The following is an 18,260-nucleotide window of genomic DNA, read 5'->3' on the forward strand; positions in this document are numbered from 1 at the left end:
GCGACGGGGGGGCGGCGGGTGTGCCCCCCGGCCGCCGCCGCTCGTCGTGCGTGGGTCAGCCGGCCAGGCCGGCCACCGGGGTGGGATCCAGCACGACCGTCGCCGTGGCGGTCTGCGGCGGCACACCGGGCTCCGTCGGCGCGTCGGTGTACTCGGCGACGAAGACCGCGGTGAGATTGTCCGCGCCGCTGTGCCCACCATCCACGAAGGTGGGGATCGTCCCGGAGCACCCCGTCGCCGTGGAGAGCGGGTGCCCGTGCTGGTCGTGCCCGAGCACGTAGGTGACCTTCACCCGGGAGCAGTCCACCGGCAGGTCGTCGGTGACCTTCACCTCGTACGCGACGGTCTGCCCGAACTCAAACGGCTGCCCGGCCACCGGGGCGACGAACTCGATGATCGGCGCGGTCGGTCCGACCAGCAGCGGCAGGGTCGCCGAGGCGGACCGCCCGGTGCGGTCGGTCACCTTCAGCGTCGGCGTGTACGAGCCGTTCTCCTGGAACGTCCAGGTCGGGTTGGCGTCGGTGCTGTCCACCGAGCCGTCCGCGTTGAAGTCCCACGCGTAGCTCAGCTTGTCACCGTCCGGGTCGGTGGTGCCGGCGCTGGAGAACGCGACGGTCAGCGGGGCCTGCCCGACGGTCGGGGTACCGCTGATCTTCGGGATCGGCGTCCGGTTGCCGCGGACGAAGTCGATCCGGGACAGCTGGGCGTCCGGGTTCTCGGCGAAGTAGCCGTCCCCGTACTCCAGCACGTAGAGCGCGCCGTCCGGACCGAACTCCATGTCCATCGGGTTGTCCACCACCAGCGACGGCGCCACCGGCCGGATGTCCTGCACGTCCCCGTCGGAGTCGAGGCGGAACTCCTTGATGTAGTCCCGGGTCCACTCGTAGAACAGCGGCACCCCGTCGTAGTAGGCCGGCCACCGGGTACGCGACGTGCTGGTCCCGTCGTAGTCGTACGCTGGGCCGCCCATCGGGGCGATGCCGCCGGTGCCCAGCTGCGGGAACTCGGCCGAGGCGGCGGCCGCGTACCAGACCTGCGGGGCCTGGACCGGCGGCAGTTGCCGCTTGCCGGTGTTGTGCGGTGAGTCGTTGACCGGTCGCTTGCAGTTGAACTTCGGACCGGACTCGCCGGTGGCGAAGTCGTAGTCGCGGTAGGCGATCGTCGGCGTCACGCAGTACGGCCAGCCGTAGTTCGCCGGCTTGTCGATCAGCATCCACCGGCCGTGTCCGGCCGGCCCGCGCGCCGGGTTCGCGGTGGAGGCGTCGGGGGAGTAGTCGCCCAGGTACACGTTGTCCGTACGCCGGTCGACGGCGAACCGGAACGCGTTGCGCAGCCCCATCGCGTAGATCTCCGGGCGGGTCTGCGCCGTGCCCGGCTTGAACAGGTTGCCGGCCGGCACCGTGTAACCGCCACCGGCCTTCACCTTGATGCGCAGCAGCTTGCCGCGCAGGTCGTTGGTGTTGGCCGCGGTGCGCTGGGCGTCGTACGCCGGGTTGCGGTCGGCCCGCTCGTCGATCGGGACGTAGCCGTCGGAGGCGAACGGGTTGGTGTCGTCACCGGTCGACAGGTACAGGTTGCCCTTGCTGTCGAAGTCGATCTGGCCGCCGACGTGGCAGCAGATGCCCCGATCGGTCGGCACGTCGATGATCTGCTGCTCGCTGGCGAGGTTCAGCTTCATCCCGTCCAGCTTGAACCGGGACAGCCGCAGCGCGCCCCGGAACCGCTGCCAGTCGGCCTCGGTGCCGACCGCCGGCGCGTCCCCCTCGTTGACGTCGGGGGTCGCCGGGTCGTCCACCGGCGTGTCCAGCGGCGGCGAGTAGTAGAGGTACACCCACTTGTTCTGGGCGAAGTTCGGGTCGATGGCGACGCCCTGCAACCCCTCCTCGTCGTGCTCGTAAACCGGGATGTCGGCGGCGATGGTGTTCAGCCCGGTGCGCGGGTCGTGGATGCGGACCTCGCCGGTCCGGGAGGTGTGCAGCACCCGCAGGTCGGGCAGGACGGCGAGGCTCATCGGCTCGCCGGGGAAGTCGTTGAGCGTCACCTTCTGGAAGCTGCTGTCCGGCGGCGGGGCCGCCGGCGCGGCGGCTGCCGCCGTCGTCGGCGCGACCAGGCCGGCCGACACCAGGAGCAGGGCGGACAGGAAAGCGGTCCGGTTCATCATCAGGTAGTCCCCCGAGGTGGTCAGTACCGGAGTGCGGCGAGGTAGTCGAAGCCGACCCGGGCGGTGTCAAGGGCGTCGGCGGGGGCGCGCGGCGGGGTGCCCGCGTCGTCGCGCTCCACGATGTACTCCTCGATGCCCGCCTCCCGCTCGTGGTCGAAGATCCGGCTGAAGTCGATGACGCCGTCGCCCAGGTCCGCGAAGCCGCCCTCGACGTCCAGGTCCTTGACGTGCACCTGGCGGATCCGGCCGCGGTTGGCCCGGATCACGTCGACCGGGTCGTGTGCGCCCCGCCAGGTCCAGTACAGGTCGAGTTCGAAGTGGACCAGCCGGGGATCGGTCTGCCCGGTGAGGATCTCGAAGCCGGTCGAGCCGTCGGTCAGCGGCACGAACTCCAACTGGTGGTTGTGGTAGCCGAAATCGAGCCCGGCGCGCTCGGCCAGCCGGCCCGCCTGGTTGAGATCCCGGGCCAGGGCACGGTAGACGGCGGGGTCCCGGTACGGACGCCCCTGGGCGTCCCGACCGAAGTACGGGTGGACGATCTTCTTGCAGCCCACCGTGTTGGCGTCCGCGAGGGCACGTTCCCAGGTGGCGGCGTCGAACGGCTGCGGGATGCCGGTGTGCCCGGACGTGGCGCGCAGCCCGGCCGCGTCGAGCGCGGCCCGGAACTCCGCCGCCGTACGCCCCACGAAGCCGGCGTGCTCCACCCGCCGGTAACCGATGTGCCGCAGGGCGGTCAGGGTGCCCGGCAGGTCGGCGGCGAGCTGGTCGCGCACCGTGTAGAGCTGGATGCTGATGCGGTCCACCGGCACCCGACGCCGGCCGTGGGACTGGCCCCGGGCGGCGGTGTCGCCGGCGGGCGCGGCGTTCGCCGGGCCGGCGAGGAGCCCGGCGGCGCCGACGGCGGCGGCGGAGACGGTCGCGGCGCGCAGCAGTCCGCGCCGACTGACCGACTCGGAGGTCGCTGTCGGCTCCGAGCGGTTGGTCTGGTGATCCATGGTGGTGGTCCCTTCCTGACGGCTGGTGTGCCGTCGGCAGCTGTCGACCGGCTGCCTTTGCCGGGGCGCGCCGAACCGGCCGGAGGCGCGCTCCGGCTGGACGGTGAGGACGACGCTTCGGGGCGGTCGGCGCCCCTGAGGGGGACCGCGGCCGACCCGGCAAGGGAGGCAGGCAGGCTGATTGACGAATGGGCAACCTTCTATCTGAAAGCCGACCTTACCCTTGCCTCCGGACAAAGGCAAAGCTTCGTCTCGACGAGCAGAAGTTTCGCTTCAAATGACAAAAGTCCTCCCAGCAGGTGCGGCAGCCGCCCCGACCCGTCATGCCCGCCTCGCACGCTCTCCGGGCCGAGCGCGACCTGAGGGGCGCACCGTCCGAAGCCCCGCTCGCCGATTGGTCGGTCCGTCGCGGAGATCCATCCCCGATGGCGCGGGGCGCGGGGCGCGGGGCGCGAGTCGTGCAACGACGGCGATAGGTGCGGGCGTGGCGGGGTCGGGGTGGGACCGGACGTTGCGGGTCGGGTGACGTGCGGGAGTGCGGACGTGCCTCAAGGCGGCACTCGTGCGTTTTTCTCGCCAACCGGCGCAGGGTCGGAAAATGCGCCGATAAATGCGCCGCCGATTATTTCCGAAGGCCCTGGATACTCCTGTCGGGGCCGACAGAATGTGGCGGAGGGCAGTCGAAAACGGGGGGACTGAACATGACATCTAGGCGGCGATTGACGCTGTTGGCGGTAGCTATCGCGGCCGCACCGCTCGTGCTGGCCGGATGTACCGCCGACCGGGACGGGCCGGCCAAGGGACACGTCGCGGCGCCGGAGCTCACCGTGACACCGGGGGACAAGACCCGGGACGTTCCGATCAGCGCCGAGGTCGGCGCGGTGGTCAAGGGTGGACGGGTCACCGCTGTCCGGCTCACCGACGACAAGGGCGCGCAGGTCAAGGCGGAGCCGCGCGAGGACGGCTCCGGTTGGGTGCCGAGCGCGCCGCTGGCAGCTCGGCGTACGTACACCGCGGAGGTGACCGCGACCGGTGACTCGGGTGCGACCACGACGCGGACGACCACGTTCACCACGATGGCGAAGTCCACGAAGCCGCAGATCACCAGCACCCTCTATTTCGTCGGCAACCGGACGTACGGCACGGCAATGCCGGTAACCGTGGCGTTCGACCCGGGAATTCCGAAAGAGGCCAGGGCGGATGTGCAGCGCCGGTTGTTCGTGAAGACGAATCCGCCGCAGCCGGGTACCTGGTCGTGGCTGGACGACGGAAGTCAGGTCTATTACCGGGCGCCCGATTTCTGGCGGCCGGGGACGACGATCAGTGTCCGTGCGGGGCTGGAGGGCTTGCCGATCGGCAAGAACCTGGTCGGGGACGCCGAGCGGACCGCGACCTCGAAGATCGGGAAACAGGTCTCGCTGGAGATCGACAACGCCACGAAGCAGATGACGGTGCTGCGCGACGGCAAGCTGGTGCGCCGCATCCCGGTGAGCCTGGGCAAGCCGAGCACGCCCAGTTCCAGCGGCAAGATGGTGATCATGGAGAAGCACGAGCGGACCACCTTCGACACCCGGGGTGAGCCGAACGGCGGCTACGTGGTCGACGTCGACGACGCCCAGCGGCTCACCTGGGGTGGTGAGTTCATCCACTCGGCCCCCTGGTCGGAGGGCGAGCAGGGCTACACCAACACCTCGCACGGCTGCGCGAACGTCTCCGCCACGGCCGCGGACTGGCTGATGGGGGTGACCCAGGTCGGCGACCTGGTCACCGTCAAGGGCACCGAGGTCGACCTGCAACCCGGCAACGGCTGGACGGCGTGGAACGTGAGTTGGGACGAGTTCGTCAAGGGCAGCGCCCTGCCGGTGCCGTCCGGGCTCAAGCCCGCGCCGGTCGCCCCGGCGCACCCGGGCGCGGTGGCCGGCGGGTCACCCGCGCCGGCGCCCTCGATCAGCGGGCGCTGAGGCACCGGGCCGACCCACCGTCGCGGTGGGTCGGCCCGTTCGCCGTGCAGGCACCCCGGCCGCGTCCGGGTCGGCCACCGCCCGACACGCCGGGCGCGAGCCAGGCGGTCATCCCAGGGGTACGCGGGCCACGCCGGGCCCGATGAGGCTGCCCAGCCAGAGCTGGTCGCCGTGCTGTCGTACCCCGGTGATCATCCAGTAGTTCCCGGCCGGGCCGTGCAGCGTACGACGGACCGTGCCCTCGCCGTCGACCAGCGCGACCAGCCCGTAGCGGCGCGGCTGCGGCTGCATCGCGTCGGGCAGCAGAGCGGCGAGCTGGCGCAGCCGCGGGTGCGGCAGCAGCCGTTCGGCGATGGGCACCCGGGGGCTGGGCAGGGCGATCCAGTACGTCCCGTCGCCCACCGCGGAGAGATTGTCCGGGTACGCGGGCAGGTCGGCGAGCACCCGCACCCCGCCGCGCAACTCCACGCGGAGCAGCCGGTGGGTGGTGGTCTCGACCAGCATCAGCGCCGACTCGTCGGGGGTCAGCGCGATCCCGTTGGGGAAGTACAGCCCGTCGGCCACCACCTCGGTGCGTCCACTGCCCGGGTGGTGGGCCAGCACACGGCCGTTGGGGCGGTGCTCCAGCAGGTCCCGCTTCCAGTGCGAGACCGGGAACCGGTCCGACGAGTCGGTGAAGTAGACGGTGCCGTCGCGGGCCACCGTCGCGTTGTTGGCCAGGTGCACCGGCGGCGCCGTGCCGGTCAGCTCGCGGACCGCCCCGTCCGGCGTGACCCGCAGCAACCCGCGGTACGCGTCGCACACGATGAGCGCCTCCCCGGACGGATCCGCCTCGATGCCGAGCGGCCGGCCGCCGGTCTCGGCCAGCAGCCGGGGTCGGGTGCCGGCCGGCGCGTCGGCCGGCCACCACCAGATGTTGCCGTCCTCGTCGCCGCTGATGACCCGGCCGCTCGGGTCGACAAGCACGTCCTCCGGCCCGACGGCCCCCGGGGGGAGGGGCAGGAGGTCGACCTGGTCGAGCCGGCGGTCCGTGGCCGCCCACACGCCGTTGAGCGGAGGCGGGACGGTGGCCGGTTCGCGGACGGGACGGATCAGCCGTGGCGGCCGGGGCCGGGGGATCACCATCGGGTCATTCTCCACCGCCGATGCCCTGTCGGCCTGGAGCGCCGTGCACGCGGCGCGGCACCTGGCCGTTCGGCCGACCGCGAGGGCCCTGGCCTCCACCCCTAGCGGGATGAGGGGCACATCGGGGGATGACCCTGGGCGTACCCGGGATCACTCCGCGGAGGGGCGAAACTGTCGGTGGTGGGGGCTAGATTTCACCTCATGGAAGAGCGCAGCGACCGGATCGACGTGCAGGTCAGCGTCGGTGACCAGGTGGTCCAGGTGCGGGTGGCCGGCGAGGTCGACATCGCCACCGTTGCCGCCTTCCGGTCCGCTCTGTGGTCCGCGCCGGCACGGCCGGTCGTGCAGCTGGAGATGTCCGGGCTGCGCCTGCTCTCCGCGGCCGGGGTGCGCGCGTTGCTCGCCGCGCACCTGCGCGTCCGGGCCCGGGGCGGCGAGCTGGTCCTGGTCGATCCCACCCCGGTGGTGGCCCGGGTGCTGCGCGCCACCGGCCTGCACCGGGTGATGCCGATCCTCGAGCCCGGCCGGGTGGTCGAGGCCGCCCGTCGTCCGGTGCCAGCCGATCTGGTCGAGGCCGCCCGTCGTCCGCCGGCCGCGGCCGGCGGCCTGGTGCTGGCCGCCTGACGCTGACCGCGGTGTGAGCAGGGGCCCCGTCCGAAACGCGGACGTGCGCACGCCGACCAGCGGTCTGACGCCGGCAGCGGGCGCGCTCAGGGGCCGCCCGGCATCGAGCCGAACGACCCCTGCCACGTTCGATCAGCCCACGCCGAGCAGGTCGACGACGAAGATCAGCGTCTCGCCCGGCTTGATGACGCCGGCAGCGCCGCGGTCGCCGTACCCCAGGTGCGGCGGGATGGTGAGGCGGCGACGGCCGCCGACGCGCATCCCCGCCACGCCCTGGTCCCAGCCGGCGATGACCTGACCGCCGCCGAGCGGGAACTCGAACGCCTCGCCCCGGTTCCAGGACGAGTCGAACTCGCCGCCGGTGGAGTGGGACACGCCGACGTAGTGAACGCTGACCAACTGACCCGGCTCGGCCTGCGGGCCGTCGCCCACGATGATGTCCTCGATCACGAGGTCGGCCGGCGGCGCACCCTCGATCGGACCCACCTCGGGCTTGCCCGATCGGGCGCCTGCTGCCTGGTTCATGCGCGGACCTCCTGCCGTGTTGGGTGATGTGTCCGGTCACCGTCGATCCTGCCGGATAGCGCGTCACCGATGTGCGGCGGACCCGCCACCTGCCCCGACGCGCCCGGACCCGACCCCGGATCACCGACCTGGGGTACGCGTCCCGGCGGGCGTCACCGGGGGTGACGCCCGCCGTGCGACGGTGCGGTGGTGCTCACCGCAGCCAGGGCGCCCGCGCGACGATCGGCAGCTTCGCCCAGAGCTTCCCGAGGCCCCAGGTGTCGCCGGCGTCGACCAGCGCCAGGACCGCGAGCACCGCGGCGTAGATCAGGTGGTCGTCCATGAAGAGGTTGTTCTCCGGAGGCAGGACGGCGGTCCACATGAGGACCAGCAGCAGCCCACCGGCCACGGCCGCGACCCGCATGCCGACGCCGAGCAGGAGCGCGATGCCGATCCCGGCGAGGCCGGCCATGAACAGCCAGTCGGCCCAGGCGGCGCCGGCGATGCCGGTGTAGACGTCCTTGAACGGGCCGGCGACCCCGAAGGTGAGGAAGCCCTTGGTGGGGCTGCCCCCGTTGATCCAGGCGTTCTTCGACCCGGTCTCGTGGCCGAGGCCGAACAGCTTGTCGAGGAAGGCCCAGAGGAAGATCCAGCCGAGCGCCATCCGGGTGCCGGCCAGGACGTACCGGGTGGCCTTCTCTCGGGTGGTGCCGGTCGCCGGAGCGGTGGTCTCGGCGGTGGTCCGCTCGATCGTCGCGGTCATGGTGTCCACGTCCCTTCTCTGCCTCGCACCGCGCTTCCCGGTGGCATCTCCATCAGACGCTCGCGGCGGCGCCCTCGGCAGGGCCGACGGACCGCACCGGCCCGGGACCTTGGACCCCCAACGGCCCTGCTGTTCGGGGTGGTCGTCTGGTGGGGCCTCGGCGGCGACCGGCTCAGGGGCGGGCCGGCGCGATCCGGGCCGTCACGTCGAGGTGTGCGGGTTGGCAGCCGGCCGTCGTGGCGAATCGGCGGACCGACTCGTGGACGTGCTCGCGGACTCCGGCGGCGCGGGCGTCGCTGGTCAGGTCCACCCGGACCCACACGTCGGGGCGCGGTGGCGTGCCGGTGAGCACCACCCGGGCCCGGTGCACCCCGGGCGCGCGCAGCAGGTCCCGTTCCAGCGCGCGTACGAGCACCTCACTGGCCATTCGGGTGCGACCGGGCAGGCGTCCGGGGCGGCTCAGCGTGCCCCGCAGGGCCCGGTCGGGTCGGCGTAGCGCCCGGTGCAGCAGGCGCTGGCCGGCGACGGCGGTCAGCAGCCCGCCGACCGCCGCGGCCAGGGTGCTCCAGGGCGTCGCGAGCCGCCACGCGTCGACCAGCCCGCCGCCGAGCAGGACCGCGTCGGGGTCGCCGAACGGCAGCGTGCCGGAACTGGCTGCCAGCGCGGTCGCACCGCCGGCGACCAGCAGCAGCGCGACGATCGTCCACAGCAGGCGGTGCGCGGCATCGGTCATGCCGGCCGCCGGCGGGGCAGCAGCCGGACGTCGACGTGGTCGGCGCGTGGCGAGGCGAGCTGACGCAGCTCCTGGCGCACGGCGAATTCGACCTCGGCACGGGCCGCCGGGTCGCCGGTGGCGCGCAACCGGGGTCGCCACCGGTCGCCGTGGCGCCGGACCCGCACCCGGGTTCCGCGTACGCCCGGCACGGTGTCCGCCGCGTCGGTCAGCCGGCGTTCCACGCACCGCCGGTGCAGGTGCCAGCCGTCGCGCGGGTCGACTCGCAGTCGGACCGGCGTCCACCGGCGCAGTTGGGCGGTCAGGACGAGCAGGCCCAGCAGTGCGGCGGCGGCGGCCGCTGCCCGTACGCCGGGATCGTGCCACCGGGTGGTGGTCAGCGCGCCGTACCACCCGGGGCGGATGAGCAGCAGCGTCGGGCGACCCAGCGTGACCAGCAGCGCCTGCGCGGCCAGCAGGACGCCGCCGACGAGCAGGGCGACAGCCAGCAGCGCGGACGCCACCCGGTTGGCGGTCGCCGTGGTCAGCTCGGGGCGTGCGACCGGTGGGCGTGGCGCGGCGTCGTCGTCCGAGCCGGTCACCACCAGGTCCCGCACCGTGATCGTCACCGCGGCCACCGCGCGGCCGGTGCCGGCGAGCACCTGCTCGGCGACCGCCCGGCGGACCGCGTCGGCGACGGCGGGCACGCGGTGGCCGTACTCGATGATGAGGTTCAGGTCGAGGCCCACGGACCGGTCGCCCACGCGGACGGTGGCCGGGCGGACGTCGGACACGCCCGGCACCCGTCCGGCCGCGTCGGCCGCGATCCGCCCGACCTGGGCCGCGCCGTTTTCGCCGGCCGGTCGGTGCGCGGCGGGGCGCGGCCCGCCGCCGGTCGGGTCGGCGTTCGGGGTGGAACGGGTGGGGGTGGGGCGCGGGGGAAGTCTGTGGTGTCGTCCCGTTCGGTCGGCGTTCGGTCGGCGGCGGATGGTCGGATCACCGGCGGGGCGCGGCTGGCGAGGTCGACGCGGGCGCTCCCCCCGGGGTCGGCGAGGACCCGGCCCGCGCGCGGCGAGGGTGCCGAACTGCTGACGCGACATGCGCTGACCTCCCAGCCGGTCCGCTACGGGCGACCTCGCTGGATACACCTCGCCGGGCGTCCTGGAACACGACCCGCATGTGATCCAGGTCACAGGAGCCTGTCGAGGGCCTGGTCATGGGCGCCGCCGAGTAGGCGGACCGGCGACCCCGCTCCGCGTGCCGCCTGGGCGCGCGGCGGCGCCGGCCTTGACGTCCGGCGCCGGTCAGGACGACGATCCTAGTGACGAATGTCGATGACGGGGGTCGTTGATGAGGCACCGGGTCGTCTGTCTGGCCGTCGCCGCGCTCGCTGCCGCCTCGGGTGTTCTCGCCGTGGTCCTCCCGGCGTCCGCCGCCAGCGGGTGTGCGGCGCAGCTCCAGGTTCGCTACCAGTACCCGTCGATGCTGCGCGGCGACCTCACGGTGCTGAGCGTCGGTCAGCCACTCACGAAGTGGACGTTGAGCTTCCCGCTGCGCTACCCGACCGAGCAGATCAAGAACGTCGACGGTGTGCGCTGGGAACAGCACGGCGGGCAGGTCACGATCCGCAACCTGCCCGGTGTCACGTTGCCGGCGGACCAGCAGGTGTCCTTTCCATTCGTCATGACGCACGGGGTGCGGATCGGCGGGCCGCAGACCTTTAGGCTCAACGGCGTCACCTGCACGACCGTGCTGCCCAGGCCCACGCCGACGCCCCCGTCGAGCCCGCCGCCGGTCTCGCCGAGTCCGCAGCCGAGCGGATCACCCAGCCCCGGCCCCGACCCGAACCGGCCGTCCGTCCAGATCACGAGGCCGGAAGGCGGGGACCACTTCTTCGCCCCGGCCACCATCACCGTGGAAGCCGCCGCCACGCCCGCGCCCGGCCGGCGGATCACCCGCGTCGAGTTCTTCGGCTCGAGCAGCCAGGCGGATCTCGCCCCGCTCGGCACCGACACGACCGCGCCGTACACCGCCCGGTGGCGTGACCTGCCGGCCGGCTACTACAGCTTTTACGCCCGAGCGTACGACGACCAGGGCGCTACGCAGATCAACGGGATGTCGCTCGTCCGCGTGTTGACACCGGGCGAGGAGCGGCAGGCGCCGTACGTCAGCGTGGTGCGCGACCAGCTCTGGGGCATCTCCCCGGTCATTGACGCGGCCGCCCCTCGACGCCTGACGCCGCTCGTCCGCACCGGTGCGGAGGCCCGCTGCGTGCAGGGGCGCGGCATCTGGGACGGCCCGGTCGACGCCACCGCCGTGGCCGGGCTCGTCGCACGCGGCGTCCAGGCGGCGTACGTCCCGCTCAACGAGGCCTGCTGGCTCGGCCTGTCGTACGTGGACCCCCGCTACGGCGCTCAGCCGTACCGACAGGAGATCGTCGCGTACACGCAACGCTTGACGGCCGCCGGCATCACGCCCATCGTCGCTCTCGGCTGGAGCCACGGCCGTTACACCGGGCCGGAGGCGACCTGCCGGGACGAACGTGCCGTCTGCGCCAAGCCGATGCCCGACGCCGCGTACGCCATGGACTTCTGGGAGAGCGTCGGTCGGACCATCTTCGGCGAGACGGTGGTATTCGACCTCTTCTCGGCGCCGTACCCGGATCGGGCGATCGCCGACCCGACCCTCGCCTGGACGTGCTGGCGTGAGGGTGACGAGGCATGCTCCGCGCTCGGCTATCCGACGGTCGGCATGCGGCTGCTGCTGGCCGCGCTCCGGATTGGTTCCCCCAGTGTGCTGCTGGCCAGTGGCCTGAACGGCGGCAACGACCTGTCCCGGTGGGCCGCGTACCGGCCGGAGGATCCGGTCCACAACGTCGCGGCGGCCTGGCGGCCGGCAGCGCCGGGGAACTGCCGTCCGCCGACCCTGCCGCAGGCCCCCGTCGTCGTCACGGCGGTCTGCCGCTAGGGCAGCGGGCTCGGCGCTCCGCAGCCGGCCGGGCCGCTCCACCGGGACGGGTGATCGACCGCCTAGACTCGGCGCGGTTCGACCGACCGGCGGATGGATCAGGCAGATGACGAGCAGCGGTGATCGCGGCTGGCTGCGGGCGATGCCCGCCGATGGTGGACGCGACGCGCTGTTCGACCGCGCCGGCCACCGGGTGTACGGGACGTGCCGGCTCAGCGAGCTGGTGCAGGGGCGTCCGCCCGGCGTCACGGGCAGCCAGTGGGGTTCGGCCAGCCGGGCGGCGTTCGACCTCGTGGTCAGCGCCGCCGACACCGGGCGGTCGGTCGTCGCCGTGGCGATCGGTCCGGTCCCGCCTGCCGGGTCGACCGAGCAGCGCGTCGAGCGCCTCACCGACGCCGTGAGCGCGGCCGTCGGACTGCCCGTGCTGCGCATCGGGTCACCGACGCTGCGGGCCGCCGAGCACGGCCGGCGCCTCGTCGAGTACGTGGTCGACGCGCGCGCCTACGCGGCGGGCGGCACCGGGGACGAGCCCGCTCCGGTGGGCTTCCGCGACATCCTCGGACGGCTTCCGGACGGCCGGACCGGCCCGGTGAACGACCTCGGCACGTTGACCCGCGCGGCGGCGGTCGAGGCGTACGTGGCCGGGCGCCTGGCCGACCCGATCGTGCGCGGGCTGCACGTGCACTGGGCCGAGGGCCCGGCGGAGGGCTGGAGCTGGGTCCAGGTGCGCCCGGACGCCTGCCTGGTCGAGCGGGTCTCGGTGACCGCGCAGCGCTTCTCCTGCGGCGTCGACGCGGCCCGGCTGGCCGAGGACCTGGCGACCGTCGCGGTCGGCGAACGGCTGCGCGCCGTGCGGCCGGACGGCCCGGACCTGCTGGCGCGCGCGGACCTCACCACGGAGATCGTCGCGTTGAGCCGGCGGCGGGACGAGCTGGTGGGCGGTTTCGCGTTCGACCACCTCTGCGCGGATTGACCGGCCACTTTCCCTGCTGAACCCTGCTCCGCACCCGATCCGCTCGGGGGGCGGAGCAAATTTTCCTGTGCGCGGGTTGAACCTTCCCCGTCGCCGTCCCGTACTCCTGCGCGAATGAAGAGGATCTCCCCAACCGCGTCGACCGGACGCGGGAGACGGTGCGGAAAGGGCATCGTCGGCCATCGACACGTTACCGGGTAGGTCGCGGTGGTCGCCGCCGTGGCGTGCCATCTCACATCCGTCGGTCCGCCGAGGGCAGGAATCCACTACCGGATCGAGAAGGAGAGCAATTCGATGCGCAGGTCCACTCGGGCGCGCCGGTCACCCGGCATCGCGCGGAGCAAGCGTCTGCTGGCCGTTGTCGGCACGCTCGTGGTCTTCGGCGGAGTAGTCGCCGTCACCCAGATCTCGTCGGCCCAGGACCGGCGGACGAACAAGCCCCGGCCAGCCGCCGGGCAGTGCGTGGAGCCGAGCCCGGGCTCGACCGCGCCGAGTGGCGCCTCGACCAGCCGCACCTGGCAGAACGGTCGGTGGGTGCGTAACCACTGGGGTGACGGTCAGGAGTCGGTGGCGGAGTGCGAGGACGCCAAGGACGGCACGGTGGGCAGCGGCTCGGCCGTCGCCTGTCCCGATGTGGCGGCCAAGCTGCCGCAGGTGCCGGATCGGGCGCGAGCCGAGGTCGACCGTAATCTCGCACAGTTGCAGACCCAGATCGCCGAGGCCGATCGACGGCTGGCCGCCGAGGGCAACAAGGGCGCCGATTTCATCCGCAGTGCGATCCTGCAGCCGCTGGCCGGAAAGCGTAAGGCGGTGCTGGACCGGATCACGACCGCTATCGACCGGGTCGGACCGCGTCCGCAGGGTTTGGCGCAGCTCGCCGAGTGCCAGGTGCAGCCGACCGGTAACAACAACGGCGGCAGCACCGGTGGCGGGAACAACAACGGTGGGAACACCGGCGGTGGCAACAACAACGGTGGGAACACCGGTGGCGGAAACACCGGCGGTGGCGGAAACACCGGCGGCGGCAACAACAACGGCGGGAACAATGGCGGCACCGCCCCGGGCGCGGGGCTCGGCGTGCTGGCCAACAACTGCGACGAGAGCCAGTTGCAGCCGCACAACGGTTTCCAGAACGGCAACCGGTGCGTGAGCACCGAGTTCGGTGAGGTCGGCGCCGCCGCCAACAACCCGTCGCTGCTGATCACCCAGTTCCCGCAGCAGGTCGGCCGCAACCAGCCCTTCACCCTGCGGGTCAGCACCAAGAACCTGGTCCGTGACCGCTTCCTCGCGGCCGGTCAGGGCGGCTACTACGTGGAGAGCTCGCTGCTCAACGCCCAGGGCCTGGTCCGGGGTCACTTCCACACCGCCTGCCGGATGCTGGACAGCCTGACCGCGCCGCCGGAGCCGCAGGAGGTGCCGGCGTTCTTCGTCGCGACCGAGGACGGTCGCGGTGGCGCCCAGCCGGACGACGTGACCATTCAGATTCCGGGCCTGCCGGAATCGGGTACGGCGCAGTGCTCGGTCTGGGCCGGTGACGGCTCGCACCGTCTGCCGATGATGGAGCGGGCGAACCAGACCCCCGCCTTCGACTCGATCCGCATCAACGTGAACTGATTCGACAGTCGGCCGGCCAGTCGGGGTGGACAGCCCCGGGTGGCCGGCCACGCACACAGCGACGGGGTCCTGCCGTTTCCGGCGGGACCCCGTCGCTGTTGCCGTGTGTCAGCGGCTCTTGTACGCCTCGACGACCTCGACCGGGATCCGGCCCCGCTCGGAAATCTTGTAGCCGTTCTTGACGGCCCATTCCCGGATCGCCCGGTTCTGCTCGCGGTCCATTCCGGCGCCGCTGGGTCGCCCCGGCCGCCGAACTGTCCGTGTGTTCTCCGCCGGGCCCCGACCGATCCGCCGACCCGCATTGATGTACGGGTCCAGCGCCTTACGCAGGACGCCGGCATTCTCGTCCGAGACGTCGATCGTGTAGGCCACGCCGTCGAGACTGAACTCGACCGTCCGGTCGGCCTTCCCGCCGTCGAGGTCGTCGGTCAGGACCGTGATTACTTTTCTCGCCATTGCCGATTACTCCCTGTGTGTGGCGGGATGTGTCCAAAGTCTGACCTACCACCCGGGGAATCCGCAACAATATGCGTCCCATTCATTCGGCGCGTCGCGATTGAGTGGCGCACAAAACCGCGAACCGACGCGGAATCGCGGGCGTTGCCGCCGCGTCAATCGGTAAGCAGGCCGGCGTGGCCGGCGATGGCCGCCGCCTGCGCGCGGTTGGAGACCCGCAGCTTGCGCAGCAGCGCGGCGGTCATCCGTTTCACCGTCCGTTCCGAGACGTGCAGTTCCTCGGCGACGTCGACGGTGCTCATGTGGCTGGCCGCCATCGAGCAGCTCAAGGAGGACGGCCTGGAGGACATGCCGGTGCCCGACGCCTTCCCGGATTCCGGGGAGTTCACCGACGAGTTCGGCTACACCTACCTGGGCTTCTCCTCCGGCACCGACGCCGCCCAGGGGCGCTGGGCGTCCGGGCCCGCGCCGGACGGCAGGGGCGAGTTCCGCTACGACGACAATCCGCGCGCGAACGCCCCCGAGCCGGTGCTGCCGCCCGGTGACCCGCGGCTGTACGGCACCAACCCGGGCATGGCCGGCAGCGCCGTGGACACCGTCACGAGCAAGCTCACCTGAGATCGTCTCGTCGGGTCGCCCGCCCCGCACGGGACGGGACCGGCCCACCCAGGAAACGAGGAGGAGAAGCGCATGTCCGTCGTCGCGCCCGTCCGGGACACCGCCGTCGTCCCGCTGTCGCGTACCCGGGTGAAGCTTGTGGTCTGCACGGTGTTGACCGCGCTCGCCGTCGGCGTCGGGCTGCCCGCCCGGGTGGTGCTCGCCCTGTCGTTGACCAGCCTGGCCATTCCCGTCGCCGTGGCGCTTGCCGGCGGCGTCCGGGCGGTCCGGGAGCTGGTGCTGCCGGTTCGCCCGCCGGCGCCGGGCAGTGGTCTGGGTCACACCTCGGAACAAGGGGAACGCTTTGTTACTTGAGTGAGACACGCTCAACTCAACGCGATAGCAGGTGTTCGATGGCAACTCTTCCGGTACTTCCCCTGACCGACGCCGTGCTGCTGCCCGGCATGGTCATCCCGGTGACCCTCGACCCGACCACCCAGGCCGCCATCGACGCGGCCCGGACGACCGGCGACCGCAAGCTGCTGGCCGTGCCGCGTATCGACGGCGAGTACGGCCCGGTCGGCGTGGTCGCCACCATCGAGAAGGTCGGCCGGCTGCCCGACGGTGAGCCTGCCGCCGTGGTCCGTGGCCTTTCCCGGGCCCGGATCGGCTCCGGCGTGCCCGGCCCCGGCGCGGCCCTCTGGGTCGAGGCGACCGAACTCGACGAACCCGCTCCCGCCGGCCGTGCCCGGGAACTCGCCCGCGAGTACCGCGCCCTGGTGACCTCCGTGCTCCAGCAGCGAGGCGCCTGGCAGGTCATCGACGCGGTGGAGCGGATGACCGACCTGTCCGAGCTGGCCGACTCGGCCGGCTACGCGCCCTGGTTGACCCTGGACCAGAAGACCGAGCTGCTCGCCGCGCCGGACGTCACCGCCCGGCTGGAGCTGCTGGTCGGCTGGGTCAAGGCGTACCTGGCCGAGCAGGAGGTCACCGAGCAGATCAACAGCGACGTCCGCGAGGGCCTGGAGAAGTCGCAGCGGGAGTTCCTGCTGCGCCAGCAGCTCGCCGCGATCCGCAAGGAGCTGGGCGAGGACGAGCCCGACGGCTCGGCCGACTACCGCTCCCGGGTGGAGAGCGCCGACCTGCCGGACAAGGTCCGCGAGGCGGCGATGCGCGAGGTCGGCAAGCTGGAGCGGGCCAGTGACGCCTCCCCGGAGGCGGGCTGGATCCGCACCTGGCTGGACACCGTGCTGGAAATGCCGTGGGGTACGCGTACCCAGGACAACACCGACCTGGCCGCGGCCCGGGCGGTGCTCGACGCCGACCACGCCGGCCTGGCCGACGTGAAGGACCGCATCCTGGAGTACCTCGCGGTGCGCAACCGCCGGGCCGAGCGCAACCTCGGCGTGGTCGGCGGTCGCGGCTCCGGCGCGGTGCTCGCCCTCGCCGGTCCTCCCGGGGTCGGCAAGACCAGCCTCGGCGAGTCCGTGGCCCGGGCGCTCGGGCGCAACTTCGTCCGGGTGTCGCTCGGCGGCGTCCGCGACGAGGCGGAGATCCGCGGTCACCGGCGTACCTACGTGGGCGCGCTGCCCGGCCGGATCGTGCGCGCGCTGCGCGAGGCCGGCTCGATGAACCCGGTCGTGCTTCTCGACGAGGTGGACAAGCTGGCCGCCGGCTACGCCGGCGACCCGGCCGCCGCCCTGCTGGAGGTGCTCGACCCGGCGCAGAACCACACCTTCCGGGATCACTACCTGGAGGTCGACCTGGACCTGTCCGACGTGCTGTTCCTGGCCACCGCCAACGTGGTGGAGTCCATCCCCGGCCCCCTGCTGGACCGGATGGAGCTGGTCACCCTGGACGGCTACACCGAGGACGAGAAGGTCGCCATCGCCCGCGACCACCTGCTGCCCCGGCAGCGGGAGCGGGCCGGTCTGACCGCCGACGAGGTCAGCGTCGCCGACGAGGCGTTGGCGCTGATCGCGGGGGAGTACACCCGGGAGGCGGGCGTCCGGCAGCTCGAACGGGCGCTGGCCAAGATCCTGCGCAAGGTGGCGGTGACGCTGGCGACCGACCCGTCGCCGGTACGCGTCGACACCGACAACCTCACCGGCTACCTGGGGCGGCCGAAGTTCACCCCGGAGTCGGCCGAGCGCACCGCGGTGCCCGGCGTGGCCACCGGCCTCGCCGTCACGGGCGCCGGCGGGGACGTGCTCTTCATCGAGGCGACGAGCATGGAGGGCGAGCCGGGGCTGACCCTGACCGGCCAGCTCGGTGACGTGATGAAGGAGTCGGCGCACATCGCGCTCTCCTACCTGCGCTCCAACGGGCGGCGGTTCGGCATCGACCCGAACGTCCTGGCCGGGCGCCGGATCCACGTCCACTTCCCGGCGGGCGCGGTGCCCAAGGACGGTCCGAGCGCCGGCATCACCATGGTCACGGCCCTGGCGTCGCTGGTCACCGGCCGCCCGGTCCGCCCTGAGTTCGGGATGACCGGTGAGGTGACGCTCTCCGGTCGGGTGCTGCCGATCGGCGGGGTGAAGCAGAAGCTGCTCGCCGCGCACCGGGCCGGCCTCACCGAGGTGATCATCCCGGCGCGCAACGAGCCGGACCTGGACGACCTGCCGACCGAGGTGCGCGAGGCGCTGACCGTGCACACCCTGGCCGACGTGGCCGACGTGCTCGCCCTGGCGCTGCGCCCGGCCGACGTCGAGGCGTTGGACGGTCCGGCGCTCTTCAAGGTCTGACGCTCCGAACCAATGGCCCCCGCCGTCTTCTGACGGCGGGGGCCATTGATGTACGCGCACAGGG

General features: G+C 72.6%; 17 protein-coding genes. 8 read left to right on the top strand and 9 right to left on the bottom strand.

Going from position 1 to position 18,260, the window contains the following annotated elements:
- Positions 1 to 55 precede the first annotated feature (55 nt).
- Positions 56 to 2,161, bottom strand: a complete 2,106-nt coding sequence (locus tag ABZU53_RS27335) for a PQQ-dependent sugar dehydrogenase (RefSeq protein ID WP_355068333.1) — start codon at positions 2,159 to 2,161, stop codon at positions 56 to 58.
- Positions 2,162 to 2,181: 20 nt separating this feature from the next.
- A complete protein-coding gene (locus tag ABZU53_RS27340) occupies positions 2,182 to 3,156 on the bottom strand; it encodes a sugar phosphate isomerase/epimerase (protein WP_355068335.1) in 975 nt (324 codons plus the stop codon).
- A 701-nt stretch (positions 3,157 to 3,857) separates the two neighbouring features.
- Here ABZU53_RS27340 and ABZU53_RS27345 point away from each other — a divergent pair.
- Entirely contained in the window at positions 3,858 to 5,117 is a 1,260-nt protein-coding gene (locus tag ABZU53_RS27345) for an Ig-like domain-containing protein (protein ID WP_355068337.1), read from the top strand.
- 108 nt (positions 5,118 to 5,225) lie between these two features.
- On the opposite strand, the gene ABZU53_RS27350 is transcribed toward ABZU53_RS27345, so the two are convergent.
- Positions 5,226 to 6,242 (bottom strand): SMP-30/gluconolactonase/LRE family protein, encoded by a 1,017-nt coding sequence (locus ABZU53_RS27350; protein WP_355068339.1) that lies wholly within the window; start codon positions 6,240 to 6,242, stop codon positions 5,226 to 5,228.
- A gap of 201 nt (positions 6,243 to 6,443) precedes the next feature.
- Between ABZU53_RS27350 and ABZU53_RS27355 the strand changes: the two genes are divergently transcribed.
- The gene (locus ABZU53_RS27355; RefSeq protein WP_355068341.1) at positions 6,444 to 6,866 is read left to right on the top strand and encodes an STAS domain-containing protein; all 423 of its coding nucleotides are present in this window, start codon (positions 6,444 to 6,446) and stop codon (positions 6,864 to 6,866) included.
- 132 nt (positions 6,867 to 6,998) lie between these two features.
- Here ABZU53_RS27355 and ABZU53_RS27360 read toward each other — a convergent pair whose 3' ends face one another.
- The 4 genes from ABZU53_RS27360 to ABZU53_RS27375 all read right to left on the bottom strand — a co-directional run bounded on the left by ABZU53_RS27360 (position 6,999) and on the right by ABZU53_RS27375 (position 9,945).
- On the bottom strand, positions 6,999 to 7,391 hold the full coding sequence (locus tag ABZU53_RS27360; protein ID WP_355068343.1) for an FKBP-type peptidyl-prolyl cis-trans isomerase: 393 nt from the start codon (positions 7,389 to 7,391) through the stop codon (positions 6,999 to 7,001).
- Positions 7,392 to 7,584: 193 nt separating this feature from the next.
- Positions 7,585 to 8,142: a hypothetical protein gene (locus tag ABZU53_RS27365; RefSeq protein WP_355068345.1), complete on the bottom strand. Its 558-nt coding sequence runs from the start codon at positions 8,140 to 8,142 to the stop codon at positions 7,585 to 7,587.
- A 163-nt stretch (positions 8,143 to 8,305) separates the two neighbouring features.
- On the bottom strand, positions 8,306 to 8,866 hold the full coding sequence (locus tag ABZU53_RS27370) for a hypothetical protein (RefSeq protein WP_355068347.1): 561 nt from the start codon (positions 8,864 to 8,866) through the stop codon (positions 8,306 to 8,308).
- On the bottom strand, positions 8,863 to 9,945 hold the full coding sequence (locus tag ABZU53_RS27375) for an Asp23/Gls24 family envelope stress response protein (RefSeq protein ID WP_355068349.1): 1,083 nt from the start codon (positions 9,943 to 9,945) through the stop codon (positions 8,863 to 8,865). Before ABZU53_RS27375 ends, ABZU53_RS27370 begins: the two co-directional genes overlap by 4 nt.
- Positions 9,946 to 10,195: 250 nt before the next feature.
- On the opposite strand from ABZU53_RS27375, the gene ABZU53_RS27380 reads away from it, so the two are divergent.
- The 3 genes from ABZU53_RS27380 (at position 10,196) to ABZU53_RS27390 (ending at position 14,399) form a co-directional block, all read left to right on the top strand.
- Entirely contained in the window at positions 10,196 to 11,812 is a 1,617-nt protein-coding gene (locus tag ABZU53_RS27380) for an Ig-like domain-containing protein (protein ID WP_355068351.1), read from the top strand.
- Positions 11,813 to 11,918: 106 nt separating this feature from the next.
- A complete protein-coding gene (locus tag ABZU53_RS27385) occupies positions 11,919 to 12,785 on the top strand; it encodes a hypothetical protein (RefSeq protein WP_355068352.1) in 867 nt (288 codons plus the stop codon).
- Positions 12,786 to 13,079: 294 nt separating this feature from the next.
- Positions 13,080 to 14,399: a hypothetical protein gene (locus ABZU53_RS27390; RefSeq protein ID WP_355068353.1), complete on the top strand. Its 1,320-nt coding sequence runs from the start codon at positions 13,080 to 13,082 to the stop codon at positions 14,397 to 14,399.
- Positions 14,400 to 14,507: 108 nt separating this feature from the next.
- Here the strand turns inward: ABZU53_RS27390 and ABZU53_RS27395 are convergent, their stop codons facing one another.
- Together ABZU53_RS27395 and ABZU53_RS27400 are read right to left on the bottom strand one after the other, a co-directional pair.
- Positions 14,508 to 14,855 (bottom strand): Lsr2 family protein, encoded by a 348-nt coding sequence (locus tag ABZU53_RS27395; RefSeq protein ID WP_007460530.1) that lies wholly within the window; start codon positions 14,853 to 14,855, stop codon positions 14,508 to 14,510.
- Positions 14,856 to 15,010: 155 nt separating this feature from the next.
- Positions 15,011 to 15,157, bottom strand: coding sequence for a LuxR C-terminal-related transcriptional regulator (locus ABZU53_RS27400; protein WP_354858985.1), 147 nt, complete (start codon positions 15,155 to 15,157; stop codon positions 15,011 to 15,013).
- On the opposite strand from ABZU53_RS27400, the gene ABZU53_RS27405 reads away from it, so the two are divergent.
- The 3 genes from ABZU53_RS27405 to lon all read left to right on the top strand — a co-directional run bounded on the left by ABZU53_RS27405 (position 15,156) and on the right by lon (position 18,196).
- Complete coding sequence (locus ABZU53_RS27405) at positions 15,156 to 15,473, top strand: manganese catalase family protein (protein ID WP_355068355.1); 318 nt, start codon at positions 15,156 to 15,158, stop codon at positions 15,471 to 15,473. The genes ABZU53_RS27400 and ABZU53_RS27405 overlap by 2 nt on opposite strands.
- 72 nt (positions 15,474 to 15,545) lie before the next feature.
- Entirely contained in the window at positions 15,546 to 15,827 is a 282-nt protein-coding gene (locus ABZU53_RS27410) for a hypothetical protein (RefSeq protein WP_355068357.1), read from the top strand.
- A 38-nt stretch (positions 15,828 to 15,865) separates the two neighbouring features.
- Complete coding sequence (gene lon, locus ABZU53_RS27415) at positions 15,866 to 18,196, top strand: endopeptidase La (protein WP_355068358.1); 2,331 nt, start codon at positions 15,866 to 15,868, stop codon at positions 18,194 to 18,196.
- Positions 18,197 to 18,260: the final 64 nt, after the last annotated feature.

Origin of the sequence: Micromonospora sp. NPDC005194 (genome assembly GCF_040608335.1) — a bacterium.
Lineage (GTDB): Bacteria > Actinomycetota > Actinomycetes > Mycobacteriales > Micromonosporaceae > Micromonospora.

Excerpts from the sequence above, each read along its gene's own strand:
- ABZU53_RS27340 (WP_355068335.1), bottom strand. The coding sequence starts at position 3,156 with ATGGATCACCAGACCAACCGCTCGGAGCCGACAGCGACCTCCGAGTCG.
- ABZU53_RS27375 (WP_355068349.1), bottom strand. The coding sequence starts at position 9,945 with ATGTCGCGTCAGCAGTTCGGCACCCTCGCCGCGCGCGGGCCGGGTCCT.
- ABZU53_RS27350 (WP_355068339.1), bottom strand. The coding sequence starts at position 6,242 with ATGGTGATCCCCCGGCCCCGGCCGCCACGGCTGATCCGTCCCGTCCGC.
- ABZU53_RS27390 (WP_355068353.1), top strand. The coding sequence starts at position 13,080 with ATGCGCAGGTCCACTCGGGCGCGCCGGTCACCCGGCATCGCGCGGAGC.
- ABZU53_RS27355 (WP_355068341.1), top strand. The coding sequence starts at position 6,444 with ATGGAAGAGCGCAGCGACCGGATCGACGTGCAGGTCAGCGTCGGTGAC.
- ABZU53_RS27380 (WP_355068351.1), top strand. The coding sequence starts at position 10,196 with ATGAGGCACCGGGTCGTCTGTCTGGCCGTCGCCGCGCTCGCTGCCGCC.
- ABZU53_RS27405 (WP_355068355.1), top strand. The coding sequence starts at position 15,156 with ATGTGGCTGGCCGCCATCGAGCAGCTCAAGGAGGACGGCCTGGAGGAC.
- ABZU53_RS27400 (WP_354858985.1), bottom strand. The coding sequence starts at position 15,157 with ATGAGCACCGTCGACGTCGCCGAGGAACTGCACGTCTCGGAACGGACG.
- ABZU53_RS27395 (WP_007460530.1), bottom strand. The coding sequence starts at position 14,855 with ATGGCGAGAAAAGTAATCACGGTCCTGACCGACGACCTCGACGGCGGG.
- ABZU53_RS27335 (WP_355068333.1), bottom strand. The coding sequence starts at position 2,161 with ATGATGAACCGGACCGCTTTCCTGTCCGCCCTGCTCCTGGTGTCGGCC.
- ABZU53_RS27345 (WP_355068337.1), top strand. The coding sequence starts at position 3,858 with ATGACATCTAGGCGGCGATTGACGCTGTTGGCGGTAGCTATCGCGGCC.
- ABZU53_RS27360 (WP_355068343.1), bottom strand. The coding sequence starts at position 7,391 with ATGAACCAGGCAGCAGGCGCCCGATCGGGCAAGCCCGAGGTGGGTCCG.
- ABZU53_RS27385 (WP_355068352.1), top strand. The coding sequence starts at position 11,919 with ATGACGAGCAGCGGTGATCGCGGCTGGCTGCGGGCGATGCCCGCCGAT.
- ABZU53_RS27410 (WP_355068357.1), top strand. The coding sequence starts at position 15,546 with ATGTCCGTCGTCGCGCCCGTCCGGGACACCGCCGTCGTCCCGCTGTCG.
- lon (WP_355068358.1), top strand. The coding sequence starts at position 15,866 with ATGGCAACTCTTCCGGTACTTCCCCTGACCGACGCCGTGCTGCTGCCC.
- ABZU53_RS27370 (WP_355068347.1), bottom strand. The coding sequence starts at position 8,866 with ATGACCGATGCCGCGCACCGCCTGCTGTGGACGATCGTCGCGCTGCTG.